Below are 11,819 nucleotides of genomic sequence, written 5' to 3' on the forward strand. Positions count from 1 at the left end.
CGAACGGCTGAAGTTCCTGGTCGCGTTCAGGCCCGGCATTCTCTCGCCGACGCTCGCGGCGCAGATGGCGGCGACCTTCCAGCGGCACGCTCCGGGGCGGCTGCTGCTCAATGTGGTCACCGGAGGGGAGAGCCATGAGCAGCGCGCGTACGGCGACTTCCTCGACAAGGACGCCCGGTACGCGCGTACGGGAGAGTTCCTGGCGGTCGTCGGAGCCCTGTGGCGCGGCGAGTCGGTGACACTGGACGGCAAGCACATCCAGATCGAGGACGCCCAACTGGCCAGGGTGCCCGACCCGGTGCCGCCGATCTACTTCGGCGGCTCGTCGCCGGCGGCCGGCGAGGTCGCGGCCCGGCACAGCGATGTCTATCTGACCTGGGGCGAACCGCCGGCCCAGGTCGCCGAGAAGATCGCCTGGATCCGCGAACTGGCGGCCCGCGAGGGACGGTCCGTCCGCTTCGGCATCCGGCTGCATGTGATCACCCGCGACACCTCCGACCAGGCATGGGCCGAGGCACGGCGGCTGCTGGACGGCTTCTCCGAGGAGGCGGTACGCGCCGTACAGGCGGGCCTGGCGCGCAGCGAGTCGGAGGGCCAGCGCCGGATGCTCGAACTGCACGGCGGCAGCACCGCGAACCTGGAGGTCTCGCCGAATCTGTGGGCGGGCATCGGCCTGGTGCGCGGCGGCGCGGGCACCGCCCTGGTCGGCAGCCATGGCGAGGTGGCGGAGCGGATCGCCGAGTACCACCGGCTCGGAATCGACGAGTTCATCATGTCGGGCCATCCCCATGTGGAGGAGGCGTACTGGTTCGGCGAGGGAGTCCTGCCGCTGCTGGCGGAGCAGGGCCTGTGGCAGCACCCTGGCACCGCGGAGGCCCGGCCCGACAGCGCGCAGGTGCCCTTCGTGAGCCGCTGAACGCGTCCTGCGGTTTCTACGGATCCTGCGGTTCCCGCAGTTTTTATGGCTCCTGCGGCTCCTGCGGCTCCTGCGGCTTCTGAGGTGCGCCGCGGTGCCGACGGTTCTCGTTACGAGGACGGGCGGTCGGGCTGTCGTCGGGGAGGTTGCCGGGACGGACGCCGGGGCGGCTGCCGCGAGGCGAGGAGGAATCCGCTGGCCATCACGAGGGCGGCGGCCGTACCGGCGATGAGCGGGACGATGCCGCTCCCGGTGGCGGCCAGGGCACCGTCACCCCGGGCGCCCGTGGTGTGGGTGTCGGTGCCTTGAGCGGTGGTGCCTTCGGTGCTGGTGCCCTGGGTGGTCGTGCCTTGCGTGTCACTGCCTCGGGTGTCGCCGCCGCCCGTACCGCCCGTGGCCGTGCCGCCCGTGCCCGTACCGGCGTCGGTGGTGCTGACGACGACGGCGGCCGTGTTGTTCTCCCGGTTCCGGTCGAACGGGAGCGTTCCCCAACGGTGATCGCCCTTGACGAACGCCACCCTGCCCGTGGCGTTGCGGACGGCTCTGTCGATCCGCAGCCGGAACGCGTACGGAAGCCCGGCGTGCGCGTCGACGTAGTTGTACGGAGTCGTGCAGCGGTAGGCCGAGGCTCCGACCGCCTTCTCGCGGGCCTTTCCGTCCCGGCCGACCGGCACGCAGAAGTCGGGGGCCCCGGTGACCGTGGTACCCGTCGGGATCCCGACCTCGAACACACCGATGGGGGAGCCGACATCGTTGGCCACCCAGGCGGGACCCTTGTTGGCGAATGTCACCTCCGCGGTGACACTCCCGCCCACCTTGCCCTGGAGATCCGCTCCGGTGAGCGCGAAGTCCGCGGTGTTCCGCGCGGTGACGGCGACGTCGAGCCGCTCGTAGCCGTCGATGGCGTCCGGATCGCCGGGCGGCTGCCGTGCGACGAGCCGAAGCTCCGGAGCCGCGCCGCCGCCGTGCCGGGTTCCGCCGGGGAAGGCCGGCGCGTCCGCCTGGATGTCGAGGCTGAGACGCTCGTACAGCGCACGGTCCAGGACGGTGACACCCAGCGGCTTCTCGGGTACGTACACGACGCCCGGCGCCAGGTCCTGTTCGATGTCGCAGACCGCGCCCACCTGTGCCGGTCCCTCGTCCTGGGCCGGGGTCTCCTCGTACACGCAGTTCGCGTACTTCTCGGCGAAGGACAGCCCTTGCGAGCCGGTGAGGAACAGCGCCACACGGGTCGCGGGCGCGTCTCCCTTGTTCGTCACGGAGAACGGGACGGCGGTCGTGCTCCCGGGCCGTACGCCGTCGACCGGAGCGGTCCGCCCGAATGCCAGCTCGGGCCCCGGCTCGGGCGTCGGCTCGGGCAGGGATCCCGCCGCCGGTCTCGTCGGATCGTCGGCGACCGCGGATGACGCCGCCGGTCCCCAGCCCAGCCCCACGACGGCGACCGCGCCGGCCGCCGCCACCTTCAGCGCGCGGGCCTTTGACGCAGATCTCATGGTGTCCTCCGAGGAAGCGCGCGTACGAACCAGCCGTGTGAAGGTTGACGGCCAAGGCGCGCGAACGGTTGTACACGTTCAGGCACCATGCGTGGCGGACTGCGTCCGTATCCACTGATGCGCCGGCCACTGATGCGTCGGCCACCGATTCGCTTCGTCGAGCCCATCGCCCGGGAGAACACACCGGGTCCACGGGAGGGCGGTCACCGTCACGACGGCCTGAGGGCACGACCGCGTGAGGTCCTGCCGGTGTCGAGGCGTCGGGCATTCCCGCGTTCCGCCTCGCCCGCGTTCCGCCTCGCCCGCGTTCCGCCTCGCCCGCGTTCCGCCGCGCCGGCGTTCAGGCCGCCGGACTCCCGACCAGATGGTCGCCCGGGATGCCCGCCAAGTCGGGACCGTAGTACTCCTTGATACCCGTGACCCACGTTTCCCGTGCGATCCGGTCCGAATCCGTGGGACCGAAGGCGTCGAAGAGCACATGGATATTGGGGAGCCGGAATCCGATGGCCGTCATCAGCGCGACGAACACCGGTCGCCGGATGAATCCGTCCCCCTCCGGGTCGCCCAGCCCGGCGAGCGATTCGGCGAACTCGGCGATCGCCTCGCCGAAGCGCTCCGGGGACAGGACGCAGGCGGTGTACTCGTCGAAGCCGACCTTGCCGTCATGGTCGGAGTCCAGCTCGCCGACCAAGGTCGTCCAGTACGTCCGGAAAGCGGCCACCATCGCGCTTTTCGCCGTGTCGTCGGCCTCGGGCACCGCCCGGAGAACGCGCGTGGCCATGAGGTCGAAGTCGTCGCCCTCAAGATATCCATTGCCATTGACATCGAACAGAGTGAAAACGAGCTCGACCCGGTCGAGTGCTTCCGTACGCATGGTGCCTCACCTTTCATCGGGCTACGGCCAGGGAGACGTCGCGTTTCTCACTATGCGAGGCGCCGGTCCGTACGTCCGCGACCTCATGGCCATTCACCGGAAAGAGTGAACAGAAAAAGAGTGAAGGCACCGATGGCTGGTGCTGCCCGGGGACGGTGACCGGGCAGATACGGCGGGCCGGGCCGCCGACCACGCCATGTCACACCGCGCCGTGCCACCGCGCCACGCCACACCACGGAACCGGTTGCCCTGCCCACGCCGCCCGGGCAGGATCGTCGCGGGAACCGTCAACGGGGGTTGTGCGTGTCGGGACGAGGACTGATCGGCGGACGCTATCGCCTGCTGCGGACGATCGGCGCGGGCGGGATGGGCGTCGTCCATGAAGCGCAGGACACGGAGCTCGACCGCAGGGTGGCGATCAAGATCCTGTCGGCTGCGGGCGCCCCGCCGGACACGCTGGACACGAAGGAGATGGCGGAGCGCTTCCGGCGTGAGGCCCGGGCCCTGGCGCGGATCACCGGCCCGCACACCGCCGCGCTCCATGACTTCGGGGTGCTGGACGGAGCTCCGTATCTGGTGATGGAGTTCCTCGACGGTGTGGACATGCAGACCCTGGTCGCCCGGCAGGGCCGATTGCCGGAGGCGACGGTCATAGCCGTGAGCGCCGGTGTGTGCGCCGGCCTGGCCGCGGCGCACGCCGCCGGCGTCCTGCACCGCGACGTCAAACCGACGAACGTACGGATCACCCTCCAAGGGCGGGTCGTACTCCAGGACTTCGGGCTCGCCCGCCTGATCGAGGACACGGCCATCACCAGGGTGGGCGCACTGATCGGCACCCCCCGGTACATGGCTCCCGAGGTCATGCGGGGTGAGCGGCCCGGCCCGGCGGGCGATCTGTACGGCCTCGGACTCTGCATGTATCTGATGCTCACCGGTGAACCACCGCTCGACGACGCGGAGGACGTCGGGACCATCGTGGAACGGGCGATCGACGAGGGCACACCACGTCTCACCGGCAGCCGCCACCTAGTCTCGTCCGGACTGGCCGAATTGGTCGACTTCCTGTCCGCGCGAGAGCCGTCCCTGCGGCCGGCGGGCGCCGACGCCGCTCTCGCCGTCCTCCAGTCGGTGCAGACGTCACCCGGAGCGGTCCGGGCACTCGGCGACATGGTGCGGGGGTGCATCCGGGACGGAGCCGTCGAGTACGTTCACCACTCCTCCGCGGTGGAAACGTCCTACCCCGAGTACTTCGACACCGGCTTCGTACGCGGCTTTCCGGGACAGCGTCCGGACCATGAGCTGTCCCTGCCTCGGTCTCTGCCCCTGCCGTTGTCGCTCAGTGATATGACGCGCCAGACCGTTCTGGGGAGCATGACGGCCGAGAACGCCCTGTCCCGTCAGCGGGAAGCGGTCAATCTCGTCCTGCGCGGACAGTTGCAGGACGCCGTCCGCGTCTTCACCTCGGTGGTGCAGGTGTGCACCACGACACTCGGTGCGGACCATCCGACGACACTCACCAGTCAGTACTGGCAGGCCGTATGTCTGGCGAGGCTCGGAGCGAGCGGAGAGGCCCTCGCGCTGTTCTCCCGGGTCAGCGCCCATGTGGAGCAGGAGCAGCAAGGAAGGGACACGTCCATTGTCTGATCGATCGTCCGAGCTGGAAGTACGCGTCGTCGCGGACGGGCACCCCGAAGGGGGCGAGGAGGATCTCCGCTCGCTGCTGCGCTGGGTGGACGCCGACGAGTCGCTGCGGCACGAGGTGCGGGGCCGGCTCATCGGCTCCGCGGCCCTGCCGCGCGGTTCCATGGGCACCGGCCTCGACGTACTGCAACTGCTGATCGGCTCGGCCCTGTCGGGCGGCGCGCTGGCCGTCTCCGTCCTCCAGTGGCGGGACTCCAGACGCCGTCGGCCGGGGCTCGTTCTCCGCAGAGGCTCCATCGAGGTCGAGATTCCGGCCGAGTACATGGGGACCGACGTCGAGGAGCGCGTCATCGCGCTCCTCGGGCAGGAACCGGGCGGCTCGGCCGACGATGAACAGGCTTCCTGATCCCGCCGCCTCCAGGGCCGTACTCATCGGAACGAGCTCCTACCAGAACCTTGAGCAGTTGCCCGCGGTGGAGGCCAACCTCCGCGACCTGTCCGACGCCCTGCGTGACGCGATGCTCTGGGGACTGCCCGAGCAGCACTGCGCCGTCGTGCCGGATCCCGGTGACGCCTCCGCCATGCTCGATCCGGTGCACAGGGCGGCCGAGGAGGCCACCGACACGTTCTTCGTGTACTACACGGGGCACGGACTGCGCGACGCCGACACCGCGGACCTCTATCTGGCGTTGACCGGCTCGCGGGAGAGCACCGGGTACACGGCGGTGGCCTACGAGCATCTGCGGGCGGCCGTCCGCTCCTCCAGGGCCAGGCGCCGGGTGATCGTGCTCGACTGCTGCTTCAGCGGGCGCGCCGCCCGGACCCTCGCGGGCAGCTCGGACGCGCTGGCCGTTCAGGTGGCGGTGGACGGCGCGTACGTACTGACGTCATCGCCCAAGGACCGGGTGGCGCTGGCACCGGACGGTGAACTCCACACCGCCTTCACCGGCGAGCTGCTGCACCTGATGCGGCTGGGACTGACCGGCGGGCCCGAGCTCATCGACCTCGACACGATCTACCGCGTGCTCGACGAGCGGCTGCGGGCGAAGAACCGGCCGCGGCCCCAGCGTTCGCACGAGAACGACATCGGACGGCTGCCGCTGGTCCGCAACCGGGCCCGCGCCGACCACCGCTCCCCGGCCGGCCCGGTCCTGGACGCCGACGTCCGTACCGCCATGTCGGTCGCCGGGCTGAAGCTGGCACGTCTGCTGCGCGCCCGGGGACGCAACCGGGACGCACTGCCGGTGCTGCGCCTGGTTCTCGGGGAGCAGGCGCAGGACGGGGAGGGCACCACCTTCGCGGTACAGCTCGAACTCTCCGAAGTGCTGGCCGACGCCGGCCAGATGAGAGAGGCGATCGAGGTACTGGAGCAGGCCTTCCACCGGACCCACAAGACGTACGGCCCGGAAGCGGTACTGGTCTGCCGCCGGCTCGCCGAACTTCTCCAGGAGTCCGGCAACCACCTTCAGGCGTGCGAGGTGCTCAAGCACGCCCTGGATCTGACACAGAACGGAATGATCCCCCGGCCGGGGCCGCACGATCTTCCGCTGACGGAAAGTGGCGCTGCGGGTACGGAGCTCCGGCGAACGAGCCGCGAATCGTGAGCCGCGAGCCGCGAGCCGCGAGCCGCGAGCCGTGAATCGTGAGCTGTGAGTTGTGAGCTGTGAGCTGTGAGTTGTGGGCATGGGGCGTGCCTCTGTCGCAAGGTCGCGAAATGGGACAGGTGTGCTGCGGGTGAATATGCGGAGATTGTGCTGCGCCCGGAATGAGGTCCCGGCACCCTGCTGAAGGGCGATCCGCGGGGCGCTCGCGGCGGGGTGTTGCCGCCGGGTGGGGCAGCGGGTGGGTGCGAGGCGGAGGGGGACCGTGTTGTGACAGCCGGGGAGCACCGGGGGAGCACATGTGACGGTTGAACGAGCCATCGGTGCGTCCGCCTCGCCGGCGGCGTACACGTATGCGCGTCGCCCGGACGCGGAAGGCCGGCGGAGGAGCGCGCCGCGCCATGTCGCCTGCGTGATGGACGGGAACGGCCGGTGGGCAGCACGGCGGTCGTTGCCGCGTACGTCAGGTCACCGGGCGGCGGAGGCGACGGTGATCGACGTCATCGAGGCGGCACGGACGGCCGGGGTGGAGTGGCTGAGCCTGTACGCGTTCTCCACCGAGAACTGGCAACGCCCGGGCACCGAGGTCGACTTCCTCATGGGGCTGGTGCGCCGCGTCGTACGCAAACACGCCCCGCTGCTGCACGCGCGGGGCATCCGCTGCCGGTTCCTCGGCGTCGCGGACCCGAGGATCCCCGAGGCGCTGGCCCGGGACTTCGCCGACCTGATGACCCTGACCGCGATGAACCGGGGCATGACGCTGACCGTGGCGTTCGATCACGGCGGACGCAGGGACATCGTCGAGGCGGCACGGTCCCTCATCCGCAGCGGGGTGTCGGCCGATGCCGTCGACGAACGGCACTTCGCCGCCCATCTGCCCTTTCCCGACACACCCGATGTGGATCTCGTCATCCGGACCTCCGGCGAACAGCGCATCTCCAACTTCATGCTCTGGCAGGTGGCCTACGCCGAATGGATCTTCCCGCCGGTGCTCTGGCCCGACTTCCGCGCGCCGCACTTCCTGGAGTGCCTGCACACGTACCAGCAACGCGACCGCCGCTTCGGCGGTGTGACGCCGAAGGCGAACGGAGAACCTCACCAGTGACGGACGCGGACAGCAGCCACTCCACGCGCACCTCCACCTCTACGTCCACCTCCACCTCCACATCCACCGCTTCCGGTGCCACCGATGGCGACGCCGCCACCGCGCGGCCGGCCGCCGAAGCGCGGCCGAACCCCGAGGAGTGGTCAGTTCCTGGCGCGCAGACCGGACCACTGTTCGGCCCCGGCTCCCAGTTCCACCGGTTCTTCAACGATCCGCGCTGGGCCCTGGCCGTACTCAGGGCCACGGTGCTGGAGGCCGCCCACCCGCAGATCGGCGCGGCCCTGATCGACAACTCGACGTTCGTGGCGCACCCGTGGCGGCGGCTGCGCAACACCCTCGTGAGCCTCCAACGCATGTTCGGCGCCGACGACGAGACGCGGCAGAGGGAGGCGGCGCGGCTCAACCGGATGCACGCGCGGCTGAGCGGTACGGACGCGCGGAACCGGGCCTACGACGCAATGGATCCGCAGGTCCGTGCCTGGGTGGTCGCGACACTGTTCGAGAGTTCCGTCACCATGTGCCGACTGGGCGGGCAGCCGCTCGACCAGACCACCATGGAGCAGCTCTACGCCGAATTCCAGGCGTTCCTCGCGGCCCTGGGCGATCAGGCCGGCCATCTGCCGCCCACGCTGCGGGAGTTCTGGCAGTACTACGACCACATGGTGGAGACGGAGCTGGAGAACACACAGGCGCTGCGCATCATCCTCTACAAGCTCTTCGACCATCTCCCGGCGCCGCCTGTGCTGGACGGCCTGCCCACGGTGTGGGCGGTCGGCCGTGCGTTCGCCGGCCCGGCCATCGGCACGATCACCGTGGCGTCCCTCCCGGAACCCTTCCGCCGGCGGGCGGGTCTGCCCGAAGTCCCCGGCGCCCAGACGCTGATGCAGGGCGCCTACATGGCCGCCGGCCTGGCGCGCTTCCTGCCCGAGGGCTGGATCCGGGCGGAGGACTTCACCAGCCTGCTCTACCTGTCCCCCGACAGCGACGACCCCCGAGCCGCGACGATCACCGCGCTGCGCGACCGGATGACGCGGGCCGGTGCCCTGTTCAGGCTGGTCACGCCCTTCCCCGTACAGACTGGCCCCGCCGAGGAAGCCGGGGCGCGGCGGAGCGCCGAGGGAGCCGGGGCGCGGCGGAGCGCCGAGGGAGCCGGGGCGCGGCGGAGCGCCGAGGAGTTCTTCGACGCGGTGCTGGACCAGACCGGGGACGGTTATCTGGACTGGCCTGATCTCGCCGCCATGGCACGGGAGTTGTCCTCCCGCCTGGATCTGGACGAGCCGGAGGAGACCAGGCTCTACGACGCGTACGCCGAGTGGTGGCGGGAACTCCAGGCGGCCCTGGACATCGACGGCGACGGCCGTGTCAGCAGGGAGGAGTACGCCGCCGCTGTTCCCGCCCTCGCCGGACCCGCTCTGATCAGGGTCGCGGAGGTGCTCTTCGAGGTCACCGACACGGACGGCAACCAGTCCATCGACGCGGACGAGTACCGCGCCCTGTTCCGGACCGGGTTCCGGCGCACCGTGGCCGGGACCGAGGAGAGCTACTCCCGCGGCGCGTTCCTGACGGACTTCCTGTCGTTCATGTCGGGGCGTCGGCGGTCCACGGCCTACGACCCGCTGCTCGCGGAGGCGTAGGGGGCGTCGGGGGCGTCGGAGCCCGCCCCCGTACGGCCGTACCCGGCCCGTCGCCCAGGCCCGCCCGCACACCGGCCGCTGCCAGGGTCGCCGCCCGTACCGGCACGTCCGGGCCGGCCCGTGTGGGCCGGCCCGGACGTGGTGACCGGACGGTGTCGAAACGATCAGACGAGGTCGAACCGGTCCAGGTTCGCGACCTTGTTCCACGCCGCGACGAAGTCGCTCACGAACTTCCCCTTCGCGTCATCGCTCGCGTAGACCTCCGCGAGCGCGCGCAGCTCGGAGTTCGACCCGAAGACCAGGTCGGCGCGGGTGGCGCTCCACTTGGCCTCGCCGGTGGTGGCGTCGCGGCCCTCGAACGTGTTCGCGTCCTCGGACGTCGCCTTCCACGTCGTCCCCAGGTCCAGCAGGTTGACGAAGAAGTCGTTGGTCAGCGTGCCGGGCGTGTCGGTGAGGACGCCCAGCTTCGAGCCGTCGTAGTTCGCGCCCAGCACGCGCAGGCCGCCGACCAGGACGGTCATCTCGGGGGCGGTCAACGTCAGCAGGTTCGCCCGGTCGATCAGCAGGTACTCGGCCGGCAGCCGGTTGCCCTTGCCGGCGTAGTTGCGGAAGCCGTCCGAGGACGGTTCGAGCGCGGCGAACGACTCCGCGTCGGTGTGCTCGTCCGTGGCGTCGACGCGGCCCGCGGTGAAGGGCACCTCGACGTCGTGGCCCGCGTCCTTGGCGGCCTTCTCGACCGCGGCGGCGCCGCCGAGCACGATCAGGTCGGCCAGCGAGACCTTCTTGGCGCCCGCGCCGGAGTTGAACTCCTGCTGGACGCCCTCCAGCGTGCGCAGCACGGCCGCCAGCCCCTCGGGGTTGTTGACCTCCCAGCCGAGCTGGGGCTCCAGGCGGATACGGGCACCGTTGGCGCCACCGCGCTTGTCGCTGCCGCGGTACGTCGAGGCCGACGCCCACGCGGTGCTGACCAGCTGGGCGACGCTCAGGCCCGAGTCGAGGATCTTCGCCTTGAGGGCGGTGACGTCCGCGGCGTCGATCGCCTCGTGGTCCGCCTCGGGCAGCGGGTCCTGCCACAGCAGGGTCTCCGCCGGCACCTCGGCGCCCAGCAGCAGCGACTTGGGACCCATGTCGCGGTGGGTCAGCTTGTACCAGGCCCGGGCGAACGCGTCGGCGAACTCCTCGGGGTTCTCGTGGAAGCGGCGGGAGATCGGCTCGTAGACCGGGTCGAAGCGCAGCGCCAGGTCGGTGGTGAGCATGGACGGCGCGATCTTCTTCGCGGTGTCGTGCGCGTGCGGGACGGTGCCCTCACCGGCGCCGTCCTTCGGCTTCCACTGGTTGGCGCCGGCGGGGCTCTTGGTCAGCTCCCACTCGTAGCCGAAGAGGTTGTCGAAGAAGCCGTTGCTCCACTTCGTGGGCGTGCTGGTCCACGTCACCTCAAGGCCGGAGGTGATGGTGTCCGCGCCCTTGCCCGTACCGAAGGAGTTCTTCCAGCCGAAGCCCTGCTCCTCGATCGAGGCGGCCTCCGGGTCGGGGCCGACGTTCTCCGCCGGGCCCGCGCCGTGCGTCTTGCCGAAGGTGTGGCCGCCCGCGACGAGGGCGACCGTCTCCTCGTCGTTCATCGCCATCCGGCGGAACGTCTCGCGGATGTCGCGGGCCGCGGCGAGCGGGTCCGGGTTTCCGTTCGGGCCCTCCGGGTTGACGTAGATGAGGCCCATCTGGACCGCGCCGAGAGGCTTCTCCAGCTCCCGGTCACCGGTGTAGCGCTCGTCGCCGAGCCAGGTCGACTCGGGACCCCAGTAGACGTCCTCCTCGGGCTCCCAGACGTCCTCACGACCGCCGGCGAAGCCGAAGGTCTCGAAGCCCATCGACTCCAGGGCGACGTTTCCGGCGAGGACCATGAGGTCGGCCCACGAGAGGCTCTGGCCGTACTTCTTCTTGACCGGCCAGAGCAGGCGACGGGCCTTGTCCAGGTTCCCGTTGTCCGGCCAGCTGTTGAGGGGCGCGAAGCGCTGCTGGCCGGCCCCGGCGCCGCCGCGGCCGTCGCTGATGCGGTAGGTGCCCGCGCTGTGCCAGGCCATCCGGATGATGAACGGGCCGTAGTGGCCGAAGTCGGCGGGCCACCAGTCCTGGGAGGTCGTCAGCACCTCGGCTATGTCCTGCTTCACGGCCGCGAGGTCGAGGGACTTGAACGCCTCGGCGTAGTCGAAGTCCTCGCCGAGGGGGTTGGCCACCGCGGGGTTCTTGGCGAGGATCTTCAGGTTGAGCCGTTCCGGCCACCACTCGCGGTTTCCGCCGCCCTGGGTCGGGTGCGGGGCACGCCCGTGCGCGACCGGGCAGCCACCTCCGCTCTCCGTCTTCGCGTCTACGACGATTGCATCATGGTTCTCAGACATGGGAATCCTTCCGGACCAGGCAGATCACGGTGCTCAGCAACTGCGGGCGGGGGAGCGGGGGAACGGCCGGGGCACGGGCCCCGGGGGGCGACCTCGGCTTCGCCGGCACGGAAACCACGGCCGTCGGACGCGGTCGGCAGACACCTCGCCGACCGCGCGGTC

General features: G+C 70.6%; 9 protein-coding genes. 6 read left to right on the plus strand and 3 right to left on the minus strand.

Translation table 11 applies throughout. From position 1 onward, the window contains the following. Positions 1 to 916, plus strand: a 916-nt coding sequence (locus tag BFF77_RS29565; protein ID WP_066956009.1) for an LLM class flavin-dependent oxidoreductase, incomplete at its 5' end; no start/stop codon positions are given. Positions 917 to 1,026: 110 nt separating this feature from the next. Here the strand turns inward: BFF77_RS29565 and BFF77_RS29570 are convergent. Next, positions 1,027 to 2,409, minus strand: coding sequence for a peptidase (locus BFF77_RS29570; protein ID WP_141698562.1), 1,383 nt, complete (start codon positions 2,407 to 2,409; stop codon positions 1,027 to 1,029). Between the two features lie 340 nt (positions 2,410 to 2,749). Next, entirely contained in the window at positions 2,750 to 3,283 is a 534-nt protein-coding gene (locus BFF77_RS29575) for an EF-hand domain-containing protein (RefSeq protein ID WP_066956018.1), read from the minus strand. A gap of 303 nt (positions 3,284 to 3,586) precedes the next feature. Here BFF77_RS29575 and BFF77_RS29580 point away from each other — a divergent pair, with 303 nt between their 5' ends. The 5 genes from BFF77_RS29580 to BFF77_RS29600 all read left to right on the plus strand — a co-directional run bounded on the left by BFF77_RS29580 (position 3,587) and on the right by BFF77_RS29600 (position 9,264). Continuing rightward, positions 3,587 to 4,927, plus strand: coding sequence for a serine/threonine-protein kinase (locus tag BFF77_RS29580; protein ID WP_066956021.1), 1,341 nt, complete (start codon positions 3,587 to 3,589; stop codon positions 4,925 to 4,927). Further along, positions 4,920 to 5,330, plus strand: coding sequence for an effector-associated constant component EACC1 (locus BFF77_RS29585; protein ID WP_066956024.1), 411 nt, complete (start codon positions 4,920 to 4,922; stop codon positions 5,328 to 5,330). The genes BFF77_RS29580 and BFF77_RS29585 overlap by 8 nt, the downstream gene beginning before the upstream one ends. Then, on the plus strand, positions 5,314 to 6,528 hold the full coding sequence (locus tag BFF77_RS29590; protein WP_066956027.1) for a tetratricopeptide repeat protein: 1,215 nt from the start codon (positions 5,314 to 5,316) through the stop codon (positions 6,526 to 6,528). Before BFF77_RS29585 ends, BFF77_RS29590 begins: the two co-directional genes overlap by 17 nt. Before the next feature lie 316 nt (positions 6,529 to 6,844). Next, positions 6,845 to 7,630 carry a polyprenyl diphosphate synthase gene (gene uppS, locus BFF77_RS29595; RefSeq protein ID WP_425424441.1) on the plus strand — a complete coding sequence of 262 codons (786 nt, stop codon included), beginning with the start codon at positions 6,845 to 6,847 and terminating at the stop codon, positions 7,628 to 7,630. A 170-nt stretch (positions 7,631 to 7,800) separates the two neighbouring features. Continuing rightward, entirely contained in the window at positions 7,801 to 9,264 is a 1,464-nt protein-coding gene (locus BFF77_RS29600; protein ID WP_066956036.1) for an oxygenase MpaB family protein, read from the plus strand. 164 nt (positions 9,265 to 9,428) lie between these two features. Here the strand turns inward: BFF77_RS29600 and katG are convergent, their stop codons facing one another. Continuing rightward, positions 9,429 to 11,657, minus strand: a complete 2,229-nt coding sequence (gene katG / locus BFF77_RS29605; RefSeq protein ID WP_066956033.1) for a catalase/peroxidase HPI — start codon at positions 11,655 to 11,657, stop codon at positions 9,429 to 9,431. Between the last annotated feature and the right edge of the window lie 162 nt (positions 11,658 to 11,819).

It is taken from the genome of Streptomyces lushanensis (genome assembly GCF_001700515.1).
GTDB classification, from domain to species: domain Bacteria; phylum Actinomycetota; class Actinomycetes; order Streptomycetales; family Streptomycetaceae; genus Streptomyces; species Streptomyces lushanensis.